The following is a 20,672-nucleotide window of genomic DNA, read 5'->3' as shown; positions in this document are numbered from 1 at the left end:
GGATACGCGCACCCTGATCCGGCGCGCGCCGGGAAACGGGTCAAACTATAACCCGCATCGGAACCTGTCAACGCACACCGCCGCAAGGCTTGTTTCGCCACCCGCGCTTTCGCTATGATTCGCGCCCGTTCGTGGCCGGGTGCCACGAGCGCATGTTGAGCCATACGAGGTATGACGACACCCATGGACAGTTGCAGTTGCCGATGCACGAAGGCCGCCGGCGCGGCGGATGACGTGTATCCAGCTGTCCGTCGGACCCGGCCCCCCCGCCTCCTCGCCTGAACGAGGCCCCGGAACCCGGTCCGTCGTGACGTGGATGCACGCCGGATACGGGTTCCCGCACATCCCGGTAGCGACCGGGTCGTGCCTGGCCCACCGCCCGCTCCCCGATCGGGGACCTCCGGACGGCCTTCGCATCGTGTGTTTTTCCGTTTCACCGAACCGATGCGAGGAGACCGAACATGACCGAACTGGCAATGGACACCGTGCAGGATTTCCACACCGGCGCCGAATTCCGCGGTGAAAGCGCCGTACCCGGGGTGCACTGGGCCGACATGCGCCCCGACCCCGCCGTAGCCGGCATCCAGGGCGCACTGGAGGCCGGTCAGCTGGCCGCCGCGCGCATGCGCTTTCTCAACCTCACCGAGCGGGCCCAGGCCGAGGTTCTCGGAGCGCTGGATCCGCATTCCGTGGCGCGCCTCGCCGACCGCCTGCCCAGCCACGGGCTGGCGCGTGCCTGCGAGCAGCTGCCGGCCGGCGTACGCCGGGAGGTGCTCGACGCCCTGCCCGCCGGCAAACGCCACGGGGTCGGGGTAATCCTGGATCATCGCGCCCGGCTGTGAAGCCAGGCCGCTGGTCCCGGCGAGGCCCGCTCCTGCTCGCCGGGACCCTGATCGGAGCCGCGGCGGTTGTGACCTTCATCGCATGGAGCCTGGGACAATGGCGTCCCCAGCCAGAAGGCGGCGACTTCACCCTGGAAAGCGCGGCCGGTCCAGTGTCCCTTGTCGACCGCCGGGGTCAATGGACAGTGCTGTATTTCGGCTTTACCCATTGCCCGGATGCCTGTCCGGTCAGCCTCTCCCGCTGGGCCAAGGTCTTCGATGAACTGCCGGCGGACAAACGCGACGCAGCGGGCCTCATCCTGATCTCCGTCGACCCATGGCGCGATGATCCGGAACACCTCGCCGAATATGTCGATTTCTTTGATCCGGCCTTCACCGGGGTGACCGGCTCGCCCGAACAGATCGCGAAGGTGGCCGGGCGCTACGGTGCGGAATACGAGCGGGTGGAACTTGACTCGGCGTTGGCATATACCGTCGACCACTCCACCTGGAGCTACCTGATCAACCCCCGAGGCGAGATCGTGCACATGTATCCGGACGACACGCCGGCTTCGGTGCTTGAAGATTCCCTGCGGGAACACATGCAGGCATCGGATCAACACTGAATCGGCTCTGCCAGGGCACTGCATCGGCGCAACGGCTTTCGCTTCGCCTTCTCCCGCGTGAAACGATCCGGGAGGATGTCAGCCCGTGGCTGCGCGGGACGGATCATAGACGCTGACCACGCCCTTGCCCTGACCCTTCGCCTGATAAAGGGCTACGTCGGCCTGCTTCAACAGATCATCCACATCACGCGCCCCCTGGCCGACATGGGCAATCCCGACGCTGCCCCCGACCTGGACAGTAATGCCCGCAGTCTCCAGCTCCATGGTCCGCGCCATGTGTTCCAGCAACCATTGCCCGACTTCCCGGGCCGCCTCCCCGTTGCCATAACCCTGCAAGACCACGACGAATTCGTCGCCGCCCAGGCGCGCGACCAGGTCGTCCGCCTGGACCGCATGACGCAGCCGCTGCGCCACCACGCGCAGCACCTCGTCCCCGGCGTCGTGGCCGTGGGTGTCATTCACCGGCTTGAAGCCGTCCAGATCCATCAGCAGGACGGCCAGGGGTTGGCCGTCACGCTCCCACGCCCGCAGGCCCTGCTCCAGAACCTGCAGCAGACGGGTACGGTTGGGCAGGTCCGTCAGCATGTCGTGGAACGCCAGGCGCTGCATGGTCTGTTCGGTCCGCCGGCGCTGGGTGATGTCCTCCATGGTCAGGATGGCCATCACGGGCTGGCTTTCCTCGTGCAGCACCACGGAAACCTCAAACAGGCCTTCCTGCCCGTTGGGGAGACGCAGGCTGATCTCCTTTTTATCCAGCACGCGATCGGGCGACGACTGCAGTTCGGCCACCAGTTCTTCCCAGGTCCCGGGCACGGAGCAGATCAGGGTATCGCGCACGCTGGCCCCGGGCGCCGTCAGGCCCATGTTGGTGCTCCAGGCCTCATTCGTGTTGACCACCGTCTCGTTGTCCAGGCGGATCACCGCCGCCGGCACGGGCATGACCCGGAGCAGATCCAGCAGCCGGTTCTTCATCTGCACCACGGCCTGGATCAGGGGCGCATCCCGCACATCGTCCGGAAGCTGCTGATCGGAGATCAGATCCCCCTGCATGATGTCCTGTGCCATCTCGATCACGTGCTGGTCCTGATAGGCCTCGCGGCGAAGCCAGATGGACAGGTAGACCATCATTGCGATGAACGGCAGGAAATAGGCAACGTGGACCCAGAACAGGGTCCAGAATTCGGGTCCGTCGAACACGTACACCGGCACGCCCAGGGTCTGGGTATACCCCAGGATCAAGTGATGCAGGTAGATCACCAGCGTCGCCATGGCGATAGTGCGCCAGTCGCGGTAATACAGCAGGATGCCGATCAGGCCGAAGGCGGCGAAATGGGCCTCGGTCATCCCCTCGCTCTGATGGATGATCAGCCCGGTGAACACCATGAACGCGGCTGCCATGTACAGCCGAGTGATCAGCGTCCCCGCGTAGCGGGTTCCCAGTATGAAGGCGAGGATCAGGGTCGGCACGCCCACCGTCAGCACGGCCAGCCAGGTCCCGTACCACGGCGCCAGGGCCACACAGACTGCCAGCAGGAAGGCGTTCATGCCGATCATGATGTGATCCGCGCGCTCGCGATAGGTCCTCAGCAGGACGTCAAAGCGGGCCTCGTGTTCCAGCCAGCGGGGAAAGAGGTTCATGCGCCGGCACTCAGACAGAAGACTCCGCGCTGGGCGCTTTCATACGCGAGATAGCCAAGCATGGACATGGAGTAAACCAGCCATGTCAGGACCCAGGCGACCGGGCGTCGCCAGAAGGCCGGCGCGGCTTCCTGCGCTACGGTCGCTTGCTTGCTGACGTCGCGCCCCATGGATGCCCCCGTGTCGTACGTCTCAAGACTCAATCGCCCATCCCCTTGCCCGGGGACACAAGGTCATGCCCTCGATCAGAGCATGGTATCATTAGGGTTGTCTCGCAACACGCCCGTGTCCCGGGATCGCTCACGTCGGCATAATCCCGATTCACCGTCTGCCTGAAGACCCGCTGCCTTGCGTTCGTTCATCGCCCGTCATCCACTGCTCGCCGGGGCCCTGTTCCAGGGTGCACTCATCCCCGTGGCGTTCGCGCTGGCGGCGCTCGCCGGCGTACCGCTGCTGGACGTGATGGACTGGAGCATCGAGGCCGTCGCCCTGGGCCTGCTGGTCACCACCCCGATGTTCCTGCTGGTCGCCGTGCTGGGCTGGACCGACCACCCGGCGTTTAGAGACATTCGGGCACAGCTGCAGGAATTCCTGGATCTGCTGTTTCGCGGGGCCCCGGCCGGCTCGGTGGTGCTGATCGCGGTGCTCGCCGGGGTCGGCGAGGAGCTCCTGGTACGCGGCGTGCTACAGCAGTGGCTGGGTCTGCACCTGCCGCCCGGGGCCGCGATCCTGCTGGCCTCGGTGCTGTTCGGGCTGGCGCACTACGTCAGCCATCTGTACTTCGTCTTCGCCACCCTCATCGGCCTGTATCTCGGCTGGGTCTACCACGTGACCGAGAACCTGGTGGTGGTGATGATCGCGCACGCGGCCTATGACTGGGCGGTCATCCGCTGGTATCTGGCCCGCCCCGCCTGACCAGCTCTACTCTGCCGGGTCGCGGGCGTGCGCCTGCAACACATCCAGCGGGATGATCGCCAGGGTCTCCTCGTGGGTCGCCCGCAGGTACACACCCGGCGCCACGCCGGCCCGATACGCCTCGACCCAGCGGCCGGCGCACAGGCACCACCGGTCTCCGGGCTTGAGCCCGGGGAAGCCGAAGGCCTCCATCGGCGTCACCAGATCATTGCCCTGCGCCAGGGAATAATCCAGAAACGCCTGCGTCACTTCGGCACAGACCGTATGAATGCCGGTGTCGTCGTGTCCGGTGGCACAGCGCCCGTCGCGATAGAACCCGGTCACCGGGTCGCGGCCACAGGGCTCGAGTTCCTCACCGAAGACATTGCGCGAGGCAAAGGGCTGCATTGATGGCTCCCTGAGTACGGATTCAGATTCACAAGGATACCCGATCTGCGCATGGCGTTTCGCGCAACCGGACTCGCCGGGCGGATCCGGCGCGATTGCACCGGGCGGATTCCCATCGCCATAATGAGCCAATAGCGGTCGGGTACCAGGCAGGAATCAAGGATGAAAACGGATCAACATCAATACGGGCCCGACGATACACTGGTCATCGATTACCGCAGCCTGATCGAGGACCACCCGCACATCATCACGGTCTACCGGCCCGACACCACCATCCTGTTCGCCAATCGCATGGCGCGGGAATACTTCGGGGCGGATCTGGTCGGCCGGCGCTGGATCGAGGATTTGCCCCCCGAACACCAGGAGGCCAACCTCGCCGACCTGGCGCGCTTCACGCCGGAACAGCCGGTCCGGATCATCGAAAACCCGGTCATTCGGGCGGACGGTACCCGGCGCTGGGTCGAATGGACCTCCCGCGCCTTCTTCGACGAGCACGGGCGGCTCACCCACCTGCAGACCCTGGGCATCGACTCCACCGAGCGCCACCAGGCCCGCGAAGCGCTGGAACAGCGCGAGGCCGAACTCGCCGAGGCGCAACGCATCGCCCATCTGGGTTCCTGGATCTCGGATTTCGAAAACGACGAGATCCGCTGGTCGGACGAGGTCTATCGCATCTTCGGCATGACCCGGGATCAGTGGGGTGCCAACCACGAATCGTTCATGGCGGCCGTTCACCCCGACGACCGGGAGCGGGTCCAGCAGGCGATCAATGCCTCCCTGCGTCCGGACGGTCCGGAATATGACATCGAACACCGCATTCGCCGCCCGGACGGCACCACGCGGGTGGTCTATCAGCGTGGCACCGTGCGTTTCGACGAGCAGGGCCGTCCACGGCGCATGGCCGGAATCGTGCACGACATCACCGAACGCCGCGAGACCGAAGACCGGCTGCAATACCTGACCTGGCACGACCCCCTGACCGGGCTGCCCAACCGCGAACTGTTCCTGCAGCGTCTGAACGAAAGCATGGAATACGTCCGCGACCGCGGTTCGCCGTTGCTGATCCTCCATCTGGGCCTCGACCGCTTCAAGGGGATCAACGAAGGGCTCGGCCACGCCGCCGGCGACGCACTGCTGCAGCGGGTCAGCCAGCGTCTGGCAGGCGCCCTCGAGGAAGGCGACACCCTGGCCCGGATCGGTGGCGACGAATTCGGCATCGTGCTGGGTCACAGTGCCGAGGCCGAAACCCTGGTCCGCCAGGCGGCCGGTCTGTTGGACCATTTGAAGGAACTCTTCGCGATGGATGGCGAAGAGGTCTACGTTCCCGGGTCGGCCGGGGCGGCCCTCTACCCCGACGATGGCAGCGAACCCGACGAGCTGCTGCGCCGTGCGGGTGCCGCCATGGATCAGGCCAAGCGGGAAGGCGGTAACGGGCTGCGTTTCTGCTCCGGCGAACGCAACACCACGGCGCGCGCACGGGTCGCCCTGGAAGGCCAGCTCCGGCGCGCCGTCTACCGCCAGGAAGGCTTCTTCCTGCACTATCAGCCGCGGGTCGAGGCCGGGAACGGGCGCATTACCGGTCTCGAAGCCCTCCTCCGCTGGCAGGATCCCAACGGACAGGTGCTGTCGCCGGGGACCTTCATCCCGGTGCTGGAAGAAACCGGACTGATTCGGGAACTGGGGGAATGGATCCTGCGCGAGGCCTGCCTGCAGCATCAGCGCTGGAAGGCCAGCGGACTGCCCTCGCCACGGATCTCCATCAACCTGGCCGCCCCGCAGTTCCGTGACCGGGACCTGCCGCGCCGGATCCGCCGGATCCTCGCCGAAACCGGCACACCGGCCGATGCGCTGGAGCTCGAGGTGACCGAGAGCATGCTGATGGCCGACGTCCAGCGGGTCATCCACACCCTGGGGGCATTTCGCGACATGGGTCTGCGGGTGGCCCTGGACGACTTCGGTACCGGGTACTCGTCACTCGCCTACCTCCAGCGTTTCCCGCTGGACGTACTCAAGATCGACCGCAGCTTCGTGCGCGACCTCGACAATGGCGGCAGCGGCGAGGCCATCGTGCGCACGGTGCTCAGCCTTGCCGCAAACCTGGGCCTGGAAACCGTCGCCGAAGGGGTGGAAAACATCGAACAGCAGCGTTTCCTGGAAGCCGCCGGCTGTGGCACGCTCCAGGGGTTCCTGCTCGCCCGCCCCGCTCCCGCGGCACAGTGCGCCGGGCTGCTCGCACGGGGCGTCATCGCCCCGGACAAACGCTGAGGGACTCAGGCTTCGGGGCGCATGTGCGGGAACAGCAGCACGTCGCGGATGGAGCTGGAGTCCGTCAGCAGCATGACCAGACGGTCGATCCCGATGCCCTCCCCGGCGGTCGGCGGCAGGCCGTACTCCAGGGCACGGATGAAGTCGGCATCGAAGTGCATCGCCTCGTCGTCACCGGCGTCCTTCTCCGCGACCTGCTCGCGGAACCGCTCGGCCTGATCCTCGGCATCGTTGAGCTCGGAGAAGCCGTTGGCGATCTCGCGCCCGCCGACGAACAGCTCGAAGCGGTCGGTGACGAACGGGTTGTCGTCGTTGCGCCGGGCCAGCGGCGAGACCTCGGTGGGATAGGCGGTGATGAACGTCGGGTCGTGCAGCTGATTCTCGGCGGTGGCCTCGAACAGCTCGGTCCACAGCTTGCCGAGACCGAACCCCGGCTTCACCTCGATGCCCTTGCGCTCGCAGTGCGCGCGCACGCGCTCGATGTCGTCGAGGTCGGCATCCGCGATATCGTCGTTGTGGGCGAGGATCGCCTCGCGCACGGTCATGCGCGCAAACGGTCGGCCGAACTCGTAGGTCACGCCCTGGTATTCCACGGTGGTGGTCCCCAGCACGTGCTCGCACAGCCCGCGCAGCAGCGCCTCGGTGCGATCCATCAGCGCATGGTGGTCCACGAAGGCCTCGTAGAACTCCAGCATGGTGAACTCGGGGTTGTGCCGCGTGGACAGCCCCTCGTTGCGGAAATTGCGGTTGATCTCGAAGACCTTCTCGAACCCGCCCACCACCAGGCGCTTGAGGAACAGCTCCGGGGCCACGCGCAGGTACAGCGGCATGTCCAGCGCATTGTGGTGGGTAATGAACGGGCGCGCGGTCGCCCCGCCCGGGATCACCTGCATCATCGGGGTCTCCACCTCGAGAAAACCCGCATCCTCGAAGTAGTCCCGGATGAAGCGGATGATCCGCGTACGCCGCCGGAACAGCTCGCGCGATTCCGGACTGGTGATCAGGTCCACGTAGCGCTGGCGGTAGCGCGCCTCCTGATCGGTCAGGCCGTGGAACTTCTCCGGCAGCGGCCGCAGGGCCTTGGTCAGCAGGCGGAATTCGGTCAGGTTGACGGTCAGCTCGCCGGTCTTCGTACGGAACAGCGTGCCGCGCGCGCCGACGATGTCACCCAGATCCCATTGCTTGAACGCCGCATACACCCCTTCCGGCAGGGCATCGCGCTGCACGAACAGCTGGATGTCGCCGCTCATGTCGCGCAGGCGCACGAAACTGGCCTTGCCCATCACCCGTTTGCCGATCATGCGCCCGGCCACGCAGACCTCGATGCCCTCGGCCTCAAGCGCCTCGCCCTCGGTTTCATCGTGCGTGGCGTGCAGCTCGCCGGCCAGGGCATCCCGGCGGAAGTCGTTGGGGAAGGCGTTGCCGGCCGTGCGCAGCTCGTCGAGCTTGGCGCGGCGCTGCGCGATCAGCTTGTTCTCGTCGGTTGTTTCGGTCATCGAGGGTTTCCGGGGGTTACAGCCCGCTCTTGAGGCTGGCTTCAATGAAGGGATCGAGGTTGCCGTCGAGCACGCCCTGGGTGTTGCCGACCTCCACGCCTGTGCGCAGATCCTTGATCCGCGACTGGTCCAGGACATAGGAACGGATCTGGCTGCCCCAGCCGATGTCCGACTTGGTCTCTTCCTGCGCCTGTTTGGCCGCGTTCTGCTCCTGGATCTTCTGCTCGTACAGCTTGGCCCGCAGCTGGTTCATCGCCATCTCGCGGTTCTTGTGCTGCGAGCGTCCGGCCTGACAGGCGGCCACGATGCCGGTGGGTTCGTGGGTGATGCGCACCGCCGAGTCGGTAGTGTTGACGTGCTGCCCGCCGGCCCCGGAGGAACGGTAGGTATCCACGCGCAGGTCGGACGGATCGATCTCGATCTCGATGTTCTCGTCCACCTCGGGCGAGACGAACACCGACGCGAACGAGGTATGGCGACGGTTGCCGGAGTCGAACGGCGACTTGCGCACCAGGCGGTGGACGCCGGTCTCGGTACGCAGCCAGCCGAATGCATGGTCGCCCTCGACACGCACCGTCGCGCTCTTGATCCCCGCGGTCTCGCCCTCGGAGAGCTCGGTGACCTCCACCTTGAAGCCCTTGCTCTCGGCCCAGCGCAGATACATCCGCAGCAGCATGTTGGCCCAGTCCTGCGCCTCGGTGCCGCCGGAACCGGCCTGGATGTCGACGTAGGCATTGGCCTCGTCCATCTCGCCGGAGAACATGCGGCGGAACTCCAGGGCCTCGACGCGCGCGGTCAGCCCCGCGACATCCGCCTCGACCGAAGACACGGTTTCCGCGTCATCGTCGGCCTCGGCCATTTCCAGCAGTTCGCGACTGTCCTTAAGTGCATCCATGATCTCGCGGATGTTGAGGACGATGCCCTCCAGCTGGGCCCGTTCCTTGTTCAGGGCCTGGGCCTGCTCCGGTTGATTCCAGATGTCCGGGTTTTCTTCCAGCTCGCGCTGGACTTCTTCCAGCCGTTCTTCCTTGCCAGCGTAGTCAAAGATACCCCCTCAGGCCGTCGATGCGGCCTTGCAGGTCTTCGATCCGGCTGTAGAGCGGACTCAGTTCCATGGTGTGTCCCCGTGCGGAAAAAGCCCGAGAGTATACCAAGCCCGGCCGCCTGCGTGGTATCACGTCGAGCGCTTACAGACCGGGCCAGGGCATCCGCCGGCGCCACAGCGCCCAGGTATCACGTCCGCGCAGTATGCGACGCGGGCCCTCCGCCGGTGGCAGCAGTGGATCCTCGATCTCCAGACGCCCGGTTCGGCCGAAGCGCAGGCCGGCGGCACGCGGGGCGATGACCTCGAGCACCAGCGAGGTCAGCAGCTCGGCCATGCGTTCCGGGCTCGCCGGACCGTCCAGCGAATCCATCACGATCACGTCGCCACCCGACGCCGGATCGGGATTCCAGTCCGCCCCCGCGGTCTCCGCCAGCCAGCGGCCGTGGATGCCGCCGCCGGCGACCCGCACGGCCGGCGCAGCGGGCGGCGGCTCGCCCGGCGACCAGAACCACAGCCCCTGCACCGGGTCCAGACCGCTCTGTTCGCGCTGCTGGTTGACCGGATGCTGAAACCAGGCCATCTGGATCGCGTTGCCCAGCACCTGCAGGCAGCGGGCGGCCTCGCTGTCCAGGCCGGCGGCCGGCATCGGCCGGCCCCAGCCTGCCGACGGGCTGCGGGTGCCGTCGGCACCCGCGGCGGCCATCGACAGCAGCCACAAGCCCTGCGGCGACTGGTCCAGCCGCGCCCCGACCTTTTCCAGCTCCGGTGCGGCGGCCGCCCAAAGGGCCTCCCGATCGGTATCGGCGACCCCGTCCACCGGACGGGCGGTCAGGTCCCGCATGCCGGCATTCAGTGCTACCGGACTGGCCAGCCAGGTACGCAAGGCGGACCCCGTCTCTCCTCCGTTTCCGGGGTCCGTATATCCCAGCGCCTGCGCGAGGGTCCGCTCCCAGCCGGGCGGTTCGTCCGGTCGCACCCCCCTGACGGTTTCAGCGGGCGTCGCCGCGCGCGAACGCGCGAGCAGCTGCCGCAGCCAGCGTACCGCCAGCCCGCCGCCCCCGGCGGCGCGTGCCGCCACCAGGGCATCGCGCAGCCCCGGCACCAGAATCCGCACGTCGCTCATCGCAGCCACCTCCGCGGAACAGCCAACCGCGCGCTTTCGTCTCTCATGCAAGGCCCCCTCGGATGAACCCGAGCATGGTAGCAGCCGAGCACGGCGATCATGGAGAAGCCCCGCGGCCAGCGTCTATGCTTTACGAAAGAATCGACCGCGAGACGCGGTCCAGGAGCCCGACATGGGAACCGCAACTCAACACGTTTCATCTGCCCGCAACGGCTTGCGCGCCGCGGGTACCCTGCTGATCGCGGCGCTGTGGCTGTTCGTCGGTGCGGCGCCGGCGGAAGACTACCCCGCGGATTCGCAGATCGAATGGCACAGCTTCGATCCCGAACTGTTCGACCGGGCCGAGGATCAGAACCAGCCGCTGTTCTTCTACTTCCACGGGCAATGGTGCACCTGGTGCATCGACTTCCAGAACGAGTCACTGGAAAACCCCATGGTCGTGGACATCCTGAACCAGGAGTACGTCCCGGTCCTGATCGACCTGGATCGGCGCGCCGACCTCTTTACGCGCTATGGCGGCCGCGGTCTGCCCTTCGTGGTCATCACCACCCCGGACGATGACGTGATCTCGCGCTTCACCGGGCATATCCGCGCCGACGGCCTGTACCGGATCCTGGAGCGCCAGCAGCGGGTGGTGTCGGTGACGGGGCGCGAGGAAACCCCCGCCGAGGAGCCGATCACCACGGTCGGCGGCTTTCTTGAGATGCTCGACCAGGTGTACGTCGCCGATGCTGACCGCCTCAGCGGCAGCGCGCTGTTCGGCACCCTGAGCAAGCGCCCGCAACCCTGGACCTACCGCTTCCTGCTGGATCAGGAGGAGTGGGCCGGGCGCATGCCGGGCCTGCTGGATCAGGTGGCCGAAGACCTGCACGACCCGGTGGATGGCGGTTTCTTTTTCTTCTATGACTTCGACCAGCGCGACCCGGACCGGGCCCTGGAGACCTCCAAACGCCTGGATCAGAATGCCGCGTTCCTGTGGCTGTTCGCCCGCGCCTGGGAAGAAACCGGCGATGAACGCTACCGCGAGATCGCGGAAGACGTGATCCGCTGGCTGCGCGATGCGATGTGGGACGAGGACCAGCGGCGCTTCGGCAACTCCCAGTACGCCGACAATGCCTATTACCGACTGGATCCGGATGAACGCCGCGCCACCGATCCGCCGCGGGTCGACCGCACGACCTACGCCCATACCTCGGGGCAGGCCATCGCGGCACTGGCCGCCAGTGCGCGGATCTTCGACGATGACGAGCTGCTCGAGTGGGCCGACACCGCCCTGCGCGGCGTGAATGCCTATCTGGGCATCCCGGCGGGTTTCCTGCATGCGGTCACCGACGAGGGCCAGCCCGAACTGGAAGGCTATCTGCCCGCGCAGATCTGGCCGGAAATCGCCCGGCTGGAACTGCGCCGGGCCGCCCGGGCGCTGGAGCGCGATCCGACGGACACCGCCGCCGGCGAACCCGACCCGCAGGCGCGCCTGGACCGGCTGCAGCCGTTCTTCAACGAGGATCTGAACGCCCATGCCGAACGGCTGGACGGGGAACTCGAACCCTGGACCGAGGTGCCCACCCAGGCCGCGCTGGCCTGGTGGCTGCATTACCTGCCGGCAGAGGCGGTGGCGGCCAGCCACGTGGACCCGGCGGCCGTGGAAGCCCAGCTGCAGATCCATCCCGGTGCCGACCCCGATGACATCGCGCTCGGATTCGCCGCCCTGCAGCGCGGCATGCCGGGCGAGGATTAAGAAGCGATCATTCCCCGCCCTCGGCCGACGCGGAGGGATCCTCCCGGGCCTCCAGGCGCTGGCGCAAACGCTCCGCCTCGGCCCCGGTGCGCACCTCCAGCACCTCGATGCCTTCGCCCGCGGCCTCCGGGGGCGGAGCATCGGACCAGGGATCCGGGTCCAGGTGTCCGCTCTGGTAGGCCCAGCCCAGATAGCCAAGGTTGGCCAGCAGCAACGCAAAAACCGTCCAGCGAATCATTCCCCCGCCCTCCCCGTCCGTGACTCGTCCGCCAGCTCCAGCCCGGCGAGCACCGCCAGCCCGTCCAGCACGGGCCGGGGATCCGTTCTGACCGGCCCCGGAAGATCCTCCATCAGCATCCGGGCATCACCCCCCGTCAGCCGGCAGACCGGCACGCGCGCCCCCACCGCACACCCTGCGGCCCCCTCCTCGGGGTACCGGGTGTCCGCGAGCGATTCACGGCCGGCCGCCACCACGGCCGCCACGCCCGCCGCCCAGGCCGTGGCCCAGCCCCGGTCCAGCGCCATGGCCGTACTCTGCCCCGGCGAGCGCGCGGGCCACGGATCAAAACCCGCGCCCGGCGTTCGCGGGGCGATGCGATCGCTCAACAGCTTCTGCATCCCGGCCCAGCCGCCGTGCAGCCCCGGCAGGATGTAACCCCCAAGGTGCACACCGTCGGCGCGCAGCACGTCCACCGTGACGGCGGTTCCGGCATCCACCAGCACCACCGGCTGCCCCGGGTCACGCGCGCGCGCCGCCAGCAGGGCACAATAACGATCCACGCCCAGCTGGCCGTGGGCATACCGCGACACCAGCACGCCCGACCGTGCCGCCGCCCCGGGGCCCACGCCGGCCCCCGCCTCCAGACGGGGTTCCACCTCCTCGACCGTCAGACCGGGCCAGGCCGTGGCCAGGGCCTCGCGCAGGCGCTGCGAGCGCTCCGGTGTCCCGACCCGCGCCAGCCATGCGGCCCCCGGCGGAACCGACACCGTGCGCGCCAGCTCCGCCACGCCGGCCGCGATATCGGCGTCGGCACCACTGGCCTGTTCCACCCCGGACGCGTCGCGCAGGGACCATTTGAGGCGGCTGCTGCCCAGATCCAGCAGTAGCGTCAGACTCGGGTTCCCGTCACTCGGCATGATTCCACCTGCGCACGCTGACCTCTCCGGAATGCAGAGCCTGTTCCCCGCCCCGTTCTCCGCTTTCTTCGTCGCGCACCCGGAGCGTGCCGGCCTGCGGATCGATCCCCAGCGCGAGGAATCGCTCGCCGGTCTCCAGGCGTTTCACGCGCTGCCCCGCCAGCACATCCACGGCGTGCAGCCGCTCGCCGGCCTGACTCAGACCGTGTGCCATCAGCCATGGATGCGCCTCGAGCAGACTCGCAGCCAGGCACCCCGCCAGTTCCAGCCAGTCCGGCGGCGTGACACCCTGCGCGGCCAGGTCCGTCACCGCACGCCCCAGCTGCAGACGCCGCGACCCGGTGCGGTTCAGTCCCACGCCCGCCACCAGGCGCCCGCCGACACCGTTCGCGACACGCGGCGCCTGTTGCTCGACGAGGATCCCCCCCAGCTTGGCTTCGCCGACCACCAGGTCATTGGGCCATTTCAGGCCGACCGCGGCGTAGCCCAGCTCGTGCAGGGTCTCGCTGAGCACCAGTCCGGCGCCCACCGGCCACGCCGGCGGCACCCGCTCGCCCGGTTCCAGCGGCCACGCGACGGACAGTGCAATGCCGTCTTCCGGGTGCCCGACCCAGTCCCGGCCACGACGGCCCCGACCGGCGGTCTGCTCGCGCGCCAGACACACCCGTCCGGCCCGCGGCAGCGCATCGGCGGACACGTCCTCCAGGAGATAGCGGCTGGTGGAATCCACCCGATCCAGGACTTCCACCCCGGCCGTCCCCGCGTGCGCGGATTCATCGCGCAAAAGGCCTTCCAGCGCCGTGGTTTCCGGCGCCATAATGGCGGCAGTCGAGGAGAAGGCGGTCATGGGGATCGGCAGATCGACGGGAGAACCGGCTTGAACACGGTCCATCATCTTACGGCGTTGCGCAGGGGGTTGTCCGCCCTGACCCTTGCGGTCGGGTCACTGGCCCTGGCAGGGGGCCTCGCGGCCCCGGTACCGGCGCAGGCCGATTTCTACACCTGGATCGATGACGATGGCGCCCGCGTCATCAGTGACGAACCGCCCGAACACGGCGATTACGAGGACGTTCCCGGTCCCTCGTCCACGCGCGGCAACACGGCCACCGGCGGTGACGACGGCTGGTCGCCGACCGAGATCTTCGTCTTCGAGGGACCCGACGGCGAACGTCTGGTCACCAACCTGCGCAACCAGGGGCCCGGCATGGAGCTGATCGCCCAGTACGGCCGTCCGCCGGCGCGCGCCCGCTGCGGCCGCAACGCGCAACGGGCGATGGCCAGCGGCGGCGGGGAATACGCCGACATCATCCACGACGCCGCCGGCCGCGAAGGAGTGGATCCGGATCTGGTCCTGTCGGTGATCCACGTGGAGTCCTGCTTCGATCCCGAGGCCGTGTCACGGGTGGGCGCCCACGGTCTGATGCAGCTGATGCCGGCCACCGCGGCAGAGCTGGGGGTGACCGACCGTTTCGATCCGGCCCAGAACGTCCAGGGCGGTGTGCGCTATCTGGCCGCCATGCTGCAGCGCTTCGACGGCGACCTGGACCTGGCCCTGGCGGCCTACAACGCAGGTCCCGGTGCGGTGGAACGCCATGGCGGCGTCCCGCCCTACGAAGAAACCCGCGAATACATCCGGCGCATCGGTCGGCACTATAACGGCGACCAGCCGCTGGTCCGCGCCGGCTCCGGCTGACGCTGCTTCAGCGCCGCTCGCGCCCGCAGTTCCAGCACTGGGTGAACTGCGGCTCGATCCGCTCGCCGCAGCTCGGGCAGGTCCATTCGGTCGCGTCACCCACCGGATCGCCCTCGAGGTATTCCATCACCAGTTCCCGCGCCTCGGTGGCCTGCTCCTCGTGCACCACCACGATGCGCGCCCAGCACTCGTTGGGCGGGATCTCGCCCGAGGCGCCATAGAGCCCGGCCTGATGCACGTGGGCGGGGATGCCCGCGTCGTTGAGCATGCCGCCGATGAACTCGGCCATCACCGGATCGGCGTTGTGGTAGACGGTCTTCATGGATCAGTGTTTCCCATGCCCGCCCGGCGCTACTGGACCGTGCCCTGGTTGGCGGCCTGGAAGTACTCCATGGCCTTCTGGATGGCGTACATCGGCCCGTCATCCATCGCCTCGCGGGTATGCGGCAGCTGAATGTCGGCGTGGTACTTGCGCAGCGCCAGGACATGGATCGGCAGCTCGCGCCCGAACTTGTCGTTGGCATAATTGAAATGTTGCGCCAGTCCCAGTACCAGATGCACCCGATCGTTCGCCTCCAGTGACTCGGGCGACACGGCGACCTCCGGCATCTGCCCCACCTGCCCGGTCACCTGCACCTCGATCCGTCGGTCGCCGTCGGCCGGTGCGGGGCGTTCCGTCTCGTCGGTCACCAGTTTCAGGTTCTCGGAGAGGTCCAGATAGCCCTTGTTCAGGATGTGCTGGTGCGGCTGGAACACCTTGCTGGACATATTCACCGCCCACAGCTCGAGGATCTCCTTGAGATCCTGTGCCGGCCGGGTGTCACCCAGCGCGAACAGCTGCTGCGCGTAGAGGATGTCCCACACCCACACCTGCCCGTATTCGGGCAGCTCGTCGCCGGATTCGTCCACCGAAACCGTCTGCAGCTCGGGCTGCTCGGGATCGGGGGCATGCAGGGTGAGGGTGAAGGTGGCCAAGGAACTGCTCCATTCAGACGTTTTCCCCATTGTAGCGATGCGACGCCGACCGCGGGGAGATCTTTCATCCCGCCCGGGGCCTTCGCACCGGTTGCAGGGCCCGCCACAGCCGCCAGCCGAAGAGCACCGCCAGCACTCCGGCATAGATCCCCACTTCGACGTAGTCCGCGCCGCGGGTCAACCACAGCACGTGCAGGATGGCCAGCACGCCCGCCGCGTAGGCCAGGCGGTGCAGGCGCGGCCACCAGCGTCGCAGCCGCCGCTGCGCCCCGCGCGTGGAGGTCAGCGCCAGCGCCAGCAGGATCACCCAGGCGGTGAACCCGACGGTGACATAGGGCCGGTGACGGATGTCATCGAGGATCAGTACCCAGTCAAAGAACAGATCCAGCCCGACCCAGACCAGCAGATGCGCGCTGACCCAGGCAAAGGCCACCAGCCCGAGCATCCGCCGCAGCGCGCTGATCCAGGCGAGACCCGTCCACTGGCGCAACGGCGTGACCGCCAGCGCCACCAGCAGCGCGATCATCGCGTGGGTGCCGGTATCCGCCAGCAGCCGCTCGATCGGGTTGACTCCGAGACCGCCGAACCACCCGGCCGCGCGCAGGGTGATCCACGCCCCCGGCGCCAGCGAGGCCGCCAGTACCAGGGTCCACACCCCGCGCGGAGGCCGGGCCGATGCGCGCCGGCGTCCTGACACTAAGGAAACACTGACCAATGTTTCCTTAGTACTTCTCGGTCAGGTCCATGCCCGCGTACATCGAGGCAACCTCTTCGCCGTAGCCGTTGAACATCTCCGTACGCCGGCGGCGGAATTCGCCGATGCGGCGCTCGGTGGCCTGCGACCAGCGCGGGTGGTCCACGTCAGGGTTCACGTTGCTGTAGAAGCCGTACTCGTTCGGCTGCATGCGGTTCCACGAGGTGGGCGGTTCGTCCTCGACGAAGCGGATGCGCACGATCGACTTGATGCTCTTGAAGCCGTATTTCCACGGCACCACCAGCCGGATCGGCGCCCCGTTCTGGTTGGGCAGCACGTGATCGTACATCCCCACCGAGACGATCGTCAGCGGATGCCGCGCCTCATCCATGCGCAGCCCTTCCACGTACGGCCACTCGAGCACGCTGCGGCGCTGCCCCGGCAGGTTGTCCGGGTCGTGGATGCTCTCGAAGGCGACATAGCGGGCGCTGCCGGTGGGCTCGGCACGGTCGATGATGCGGTTGAGCTCGAAGCCGATCCACGGGATCACCATCGACCAGCCCTCGACGCAGCGCAGGCGGTAGATCCGCTCCTCCAGCGACCAGGGGTCGATGAAATCTTCCAGCGCGTATTCCCCGGGATTGTCGCAGAGCCCCTCCACACGGATGCTCCAGGGATCGGTCTGCAGCTTGTCCGCCAGGCGGTGCGGATCTTCCTTGCCGGTACCCAGCTCGAAGAAGTTGTTGTAGGTGGTCGCGTCCTCGAACGGGGTCAGCGATTCGTCGGTGGAGAACTCGCCCGGCTCCGCGTCCAGGGGCTGCAGCCCGTCGCGCAGGTCCGCATCCGCCGGGCCCGCAAGCCCCAGCGCCCCCAGGCCGAACCCCGCCCCCAGCGCCAGCCCCCCCTTCATGAATTCGCGGCGGCGCCGGTAGACCGCCTCCGGGGTCACCTCGCTGCGCGGGATGTCACTGCGCCGGCGAACACGAATCAGCATGGGGTCTTCCTCGTCCGGGGATCTGAACCAATCGACCCCGCAGCGGCGTGTGAGTTCGCGCGCCCGGACAATACCGACCAAGCCGCGAAGCGCCCACTCCGTCATTGCGAGGAACCGAAGCTCTGCCCTCCCCTCCACCCCGTCATTGCGAGGAGCCGAAGGCGACGCGGCAATCGGCCAAAGATGCCTGCACCCTGGCACAGGTGGCTTCGGATGGAGATCGCCACGTCACTGCGCGACTCGCGATGACGGGAAAAGGAGGGCCATGCGAATCGCGATGACGGGGACGCGAATGGCGTCGCGCGAACATGAACGGGGGCGGGTGCGTAAACGGGTTCGCGAACCGGTGCGGGTGCGGGTACGAATCAAACGATCGCGCTGGGTCCGGTCACCGCGGGATCCGCGAACCACCACTGTTATCATGTTTCACCGTCGAATCACGGAGACCGCCATGAGCCGCACAGAACCCGCCCACCGGGACATCCCGGTCAACCTCGTCACCGGCTTCCTCGGGGTCGGCAAGACCACCACCATTCGCGCTCTGCTGGAGCAGCGTCCGCAGGACGAACGCTGGGCGGTACTGGTCAACGAATTCGGCGAGATCGGCGTGGACGGCGGCCTGCTGGCCGACACCGGCGTGCGCACCGAGGAGATCCCCGGCGGCTGCCTGTGCTGCGTCTCCGCGCAGATGTTCACCGTGGGCCTCAACCGCCTGATCCGCCAGCAGCGTCCCGACCGCATCCTGATCGAGCCCACCGGCCTCGGGCATCCGGCCGAGATCATCCGCACCCTGACCGCCCCGCCCTACGACACCGCGCTGGATCTGCGCGCGACCGTCACGGTGATGGACGCGCGCCACCTGGCCTCGCCGCGCCATCGCGAGCACCCCAACTGGAACGACCAGATCTCGGTGGCCGACGTGCTGATCGCGAACAAGGCCGACGCCTGGAGCGAGGCCGACCGCGAGGCCCTGCATGCGTTCGTGGCCGGCCTGCCAGCTCCGCGCCCGCGGGTGATCGAGACCCGCGAGGGGCACATCGATGCGGCGCTGCTGGACGCCGCGCGCCTGGAGCACGGCGGCGCCCTGTTCCCGGAGGCCCGGGCGTTCCTGGCTGCGACCGCGGACACCGGCCACGATCATGACCATGAGCACCACCACGAACATGAATACGGCGCCGATTCCGACCCTGGTGACTGGGTGGTGATCGACAACCGCGGCGACGGGTTCGTCGGCCGCTCGTGGCGCTTCCCGGCGTCCACCGTGTTCGATCATGCGGCCCTGGAGACCCTGGTGCAGGAACAGGACGCGGACCGCCTCAAGGGGGTGCTGCAGACCGAGCGCGGCTGGCAGCAGATCAACCGGGTGGAGCGCGATGGCGGACTGGAAGCGCTGGCGGCGCCCCCGAAGACCACCCCGCCCCGCCTGGAACTGATCCGTGCCGAGAGCGGCGACCGCGGCGGCCGCAAGGAGCTCGAGGCGCTCAACGCCGTGGACCGCGCCCTGCGGCGCGCTGCCCGACTGCCCGCGGACGACGACTGAGCCGCCAACGCCCCGTTCAGGCCCCGGGGTCTACTGCGGACCCGGGGGCACCTCGCGGTCGCTGAACTCCGCGCGGTAGAACCACTCGTTCCCCGGCAGGCTGTTGGGGTTGGGGAACACGATGAAACCGTCCTCCGGCGCGCGCACCTCGGTCCCGTCGGCGCGCACGCCGATCAGATCACCCCGGGTCAGCGGATCGAAGCTCTTCCACTCGCGGGCGAAGGCATCATCGGGATGGTCGCGATCGATGACCTCCACCAGGCGCAGCACCTCCGGTTCGGCCTGCCCGGGCGTGGCGCGCTGCGGCAGCATCGCCAGCTGCGCCAGCGCGTTGATGATGGCGTTGTAGGCCACCTCCGGCGCCTGCGGATCCTCGTGCTGGCCGCATTCCAGGGTCACCCCGTAGCCGCCCCGGCTGCGCATGTACTCGGTGGTGCCGATGCCGTAGCTCGGATCGGTGGACAGGATCTGCGCCCGGTGACTGGCGTTGGGGTTCTTCATGCGCTTCTCCACCCCGCGCGCATAGGTGTCCAGCCAGCCCTCCACCATGCGCCGCGGTCCCAGGCAGGCCGCCAGCGCCTGCTCCTCGGCCGCCTGCGAGAACGGCTCCAGCTCGCCGTCGTTGTCACGCGGACCGAGCATGATGAATGGCTGCCCGCCGGTGTGGAACGAGTGCAGGTCCAGCAGCACGTCATGCGCCGCCAGCAGCGGACACAGCCGGTTGGCGATACGATCCTCGAAATCCTGCGGATCCTCGGTCACCCGCAGGTTGCGATTGAGATTGCGCTCGCCCATGCGCTGGTTGCGCTGCACCGCCAGGGGATTGGTGCGTGGCACCAGGGTGAGCGCGCCGCGCAGCAGCTCGCGTTCGCCGGATTCCAGTTCCGCCTGCAGCCGCTCGGTCGCCTCGGTGCCGCACAGCTCGTTGCCGTGCACCGCGCCCAGCACGACCAGGCGCGGCCCGGGCTCCAGGCCGTGGAAGGTGACGGATTTCAGCGCCGTGGGCTGACCGGACATGCGCACACTCCTGCTTGCGTGGAAAAGGCGCAGTCTAGCGACCGTCCCCGCGTTCCTCCAGCCACAGGCCAGAATGACGATTATCAAGGGCAAGCACACCCATCCAAAGCCAACGCCGACAAGCAAGAAAACCTTCGGACGGCTGCCACAGCAGGCGACAGTAATTGTGGGGGCTAGCCCGAAGCTGGCGAAGGCATCGGACCAGGCATACACGCCAGAGGCGTCATGACAGCGGCCCCGGTTCATCCCGCCGGGTCCGGCTGGAGCCGGGCCTGCTGCTGGCGGTAGGCGTCCATGCCGATGCGGCCGATCTGCGGGGTGAGTTGGCAGCGTTGATTTCGCCAGGGGAAGCGGGCCTGGGCCCTTCGGCGTTCGGCGCCCTCGCCGGACTTCCAGGCCTCCAGATCGAGGTCGCGCCAGAAGCGCGGGTCGCGGCCGGTCTGACGGTCGTGCTCGGCGGTGACCGGGTCGCGGGCGCGGAACGGCTCCAGGCGGGGCACGTCCGGCATGGGCTGGGTGATGTCCATGTAGCGCTGGATCATGTCCCACAGGGCGCGCACCTCGTGGT

At 67.9% G+C, this 20,672-nt stretch carries 21 protein-coding genes and 1 pseudogene; 7 read left to right on the top strand and 15 right to left on the bottom strand.

Annotation, left to right across the window (positions count from 1 at the left end):
- The first annotated feature begins 461 nt into the window (after window positions 1–461).
- Complete coding sequence (locus G020_RS0112195; protein ID WP_024329774.1) at window positions 462–842, top strand: magnesium transporter MgtE N-terminal domain-containing protein; 381 nt, start codon at window positions 462–464, stop codon at window positions 840–842.
- Window positions 843–910: 68 nt separating this feature from the next.
- Window positions 911–1,447, top strand: coding sequence for an SCO family protein (locus G020_RS0112190; RefSeq protein WP_029681313.1), 537 nt, complete (start codon window positions 911–913; stop codon window positions 1,445–1,447).
- A gap of 78 nt (window positions 1,448–1,525) precedes the next feature.
- Here G020_RS0112190 and G020_RS14835 read toward each other — a convergent pair whose 3' ends face one another.
- Window positions 1,526–3,085 carry a GGDEF domain-containing protein gene (locus tag G020_RS14835; protein WP_024329773.1) on the bottom strand — a complete coding sequence of 520 codons (1,560 nt, stop codon included), beginning with the start codon at window positions 3,083–3,085 and terminating at the stop codon, window positions 1,526–1,528.
- Window positions 3,082–3,288, bottom strand: coding sequence for a hypothetical protein (locus G020_RS0112180; protein WP_018945863.1), 207 nt, complete (start codon window positions 3,286–3,288; stop codon window positions 3,082–3,084). The genes G020_RS14835 and G020_RS0112180 overlap by 4 nt, the downstream gene beginning before the upstream one ends.
- A gap of 145 nt (window positions 3,289–3,433) precedes the next feature.
- Here G020_RS0112180 and G020_RS0112175 point away from each other — a divergent pair, with 145 nt between their 5' ends.
- Window positions 3,434–4,000 carry a CPBP family intramembrane glutamic endopeptidase gene (locus G020_RS0112175; RefSeq protein WP_024329772.1) on the top strand — a complete coding sequence of 189 codons (567 nt, stop codon included), beginning with the start codon at window positions 3,434–3,436 and terminating at the stop codon, window positions 3,998–4,000.
- A gap of 6 nt (window positions 4,001–4,006) precedes the next feature.
- On the opposite strand, the gene G020_RS0112170 is transcribed toward G020_RS0112175, so the two are convergent.
- Window positions 4,007–4,387 (bottom strand): DUF2237 family protein, encoded by a 381-nt coding sequence (locus tag G020_RS0112170; RefSeq protein WP_018869605.1) that lies wholly within the window; start codon window positions 4,385–4,387, stop codon window positions 4,007–4,009.
- Window positions 4,388–4,549: 162 nt separating this feature from the next.
- Here G020_RS0112170 and G020_RS0112165 point away from each other — a divergent pair, with 162 nt between their 5' ends.
- A complete protein-coding gene (locus G020_RS0112165) occupies window positions 4,550–6,652 on the top strand; it encodes a bifunctional diguanylate cyclase/phosphodiesterase (protein WP_024329771.1) in 2,103 nt (700 codons plus the stop codon).
- Window positions 6,653–6,657: 5 nt separating this feature from the next.
- Here the strand turns inward: G020_RS0112165 and lysS are convergent, their stop codons facing one another.
- The 3 genes from lysS to G020_RS0112150 all read right to left on the bottom strand — a co-directional run bounded on the left by lysS (window position 6,658) and on the right by G020_RS0112150 (window position 10,316).
- Window positions 6,658–8,148, bottom strand: coding sequence for a lysine--tRNA ligase (lysS, locus tag G020_RS0112160; protein WP_024329770.1), 1,491 nt, complete (start codon window positions 8,146–8,148; stop codon window positions 6,658–6,660).
- 16 nt (window positions 8,149–8,164) lie between these two features.
- A protein-coding gene (gene prfB / locus G020_RS0112155; RefSeq protein WP_156002759.1) for a peptide chain release factor 2 occupies window positions 8,165–9,263 on the bottom strand; the annotation gives its coding sequence in 2 pieces (ribosomal slippage) (window positions 8,165–9,190 and window positions 9,192–9,263; 1,098 coding nt in all).
- A gap of 72 nt (window positions 9,264–9,335) precedes the next feature.
- Window positions 9,336–10,316 carry a hypothetical protein gene (locus G020_RS0112150; RefSeq protein WP_024329769.1) on the bottom strand — a complete coding sequence of 327 codons (981 nt, stop codon included), beginning with the start codon at window positions 10,314–10,316 and terminating at the stop codon, window positions 9,336–9,338.
- A gap of 172 nt (window positions 10,317–10,488) precedes the next feature.
- On the opposite strand from G020_RS0112150, the gene G020_RS0112145 reads away from it, so the two are divergent.
- Window positions 10,489–12,054, top strand: coding sequence for a DUF255 domain-containing protein (locus G020_RS0112145; protein WP_024329768.1), 1,566 nt, complete (start codon window positions 10,489–10,491; stop codon window positions 12,052–12,054).
- Window positions 12,055–12,061: 7 nt separating this feature from the next.
- Here G020_RS0112145 and G020_RS0112140 read toward each other — a convergent pair whose 3' ends face one another.
- Genes G020_RS0112140 through G020_RS0112130 form a run of 3 tightly spaced genes read right to left on the bottom strand, consistent with a single transcriptional unit; the run spans window position 12,062 to window position 14,008 of the window.
- Window positions 12,062–12,292: a hypothetical protein gene (locus tag G020_RS0112140; protein WP_024329767.1), complete on the bottom strand. Its 231-nt coding sequence runs from the start codon at window positions 12,290–12,292 to the stop codon at window positions 12,062–12,064.
- Window positions 12,289–13,191, bottom strand: a complete 903-nt coding sequence (locus tag G020_RS0112135; RefSeq protein WP_024329766.1) for a type III pantothenate kinase — start codon at window positions 13,189–13,191, stop codon at window positions 12,289–12,291. The genes G020_RS0112140 and G020_RS0112135 overlap by 4 nt, the downstream gene beginning before the upstream one ends.
- The gene (locus G020_RS0112130) at window positions 13,181–14,008 is read right to left on the bottom strand and encodes a biotin--[acetyl-CoA-carboxylase] ligase (RefSeq protein ID WP_029681310.1); all 828 of its coding nucleotides are present in this window, start codon (window positions 14,006–14,008) and stop codon (window positions 13,181–13,183) included. Before G020_RS0112130 ends, G020_RS0112135 begins: the two co-directional genes overlap by 11 nt.
- Window positions 14,009–14,107: 99 nt before the next feature.
- Here G020_RS0112130 and G020_RS0112125 point away from each other — a divergent pair, with 99 nt between their 5' ends.
- On the top strand, window positions 14,108–14,884 hold the full coding sequence (locus tag G020_RS0112125; protein ID WP_024329764.1) for a lytic transglycosylase domain-containing protein: 777 nt from the start codon (window positions 14,108–14,110) through the stop codon (window positions 14,882–14,884).
- Between the two features lie 7 nt (window positions 14,885–14,891).
- Here the strand turns inward: G020_RS0112125 and G020_RS0112120 are convergent, their stop codons facing one another.
- The 4 genes from G020_RS0112120 to msrP form a co-directional block, all read right to left on the bottom strand.
- On the bottom strand, window positions 14,892–15,206 hold the full coding sequence (locus tag G020_RS0112120; protein WP_018869615.1) for a DUF2007 domain-containing protein: 315 nt from the start codon (window positions 15,204–15,206) through the stop codon (window positions 14,892–14,894).
- 29 nt (window positions 15,207–15,235) lie between these two features.
- Window positions 15,236–15,859 carry a hypothetical protein gene (locus G020_RS0112115; RefSeq protein WP_024329763.1) on the bottom strand — a complete coding sequence of 208 codons (624 nt, stop codon included), beginning with the start codon at window positions 15,857–15,859 and terminating at the stop codon, window positions 15,236–15,238.
- 64 nt (window positions 15,860–15,923) lie between these two features.
- Complete coding sequence (locus G020_RS0112110) at window positions 15,924–16,556, bottom strand: sulfite oxidase heme-binding subunit YedZ (protein ID WP_231363089.1); 633 nt, start codon at window positions 16,554–16,556, stop codon at window positions 15,924–15,926.
- A gap of 25 nt (window positions 16,557–16,581) precedes the next feature.
- Window positions 16,582–17,547 (bottom strand): protein-methionine-sulfoxide reductase catalytic subunit MsrP, encoded by a 966-nt coding sequence (gene msrP / locus G020_RS0112105; protein ID WP_024329761.1) that lies wholly within the window; start codon window positions 17,545–17,547, stop codon window positions 16,582–16,584.
- Between the two features lie 451 nt (window positions 17,548–17,998).
- Between msrP and G020_RS0112100 the strand changes: the two genes are divergently transcribed.
- The gene (locus G020_RS0112100) at window positions 17,999–19,087 is read left to right on the top strand and encodes a GTP-binding protein (protein ID WP_024329760.1); all 1,089 of its coding nucleotides are present in this window, start codon (window positions 17,999–18,001) and stop codon (window positions 19,085–19,087) included.
- A gap of 30 nt (window positions 19,088–19,117) precedes the next feature.
- Here G020_RS0112100 and G020_RS0112095 read toward each other — a convergent pair whose 3' ends face one another.
- Window positions 19,118–20,104, bottom strand: coding sequence for a succinylglutamate desuccinylase/aspartoacylase family protein (locus G020_RS0112095; RefSeq protein ID WP_024329759.1), 987 nt, complete (start codon window positions 20,102–20,104; stop codon window positions 19,118–19,120).
- Window positions 20,105–20,346: 242 nt separating this feature from the next.
- Window positions 20,347–20,672, bottom strand: a pseudogene (locus G020_RS0112090) (hypothetical protein); the annotation flags it as partial.

The sequence above is a fragment of the Thioalkalivibrio sp. ALR17-21 genome, from assembly GCF_000420185.1.
Classification (GTDB): domain Bacteria; phylum Pseudomonadota; class Gammaproteobacteria; order Ectothiorhodospirales; family Ectothiorhodospiraceae; genus Thioalkalivibrio; species Thioalkalivibrio halophilus.
The sequence above is the reverse complement of the archived record's forward strand: the minus strand, read 5'-3'. Positions and strand labels throughout refer to the sequence as shown.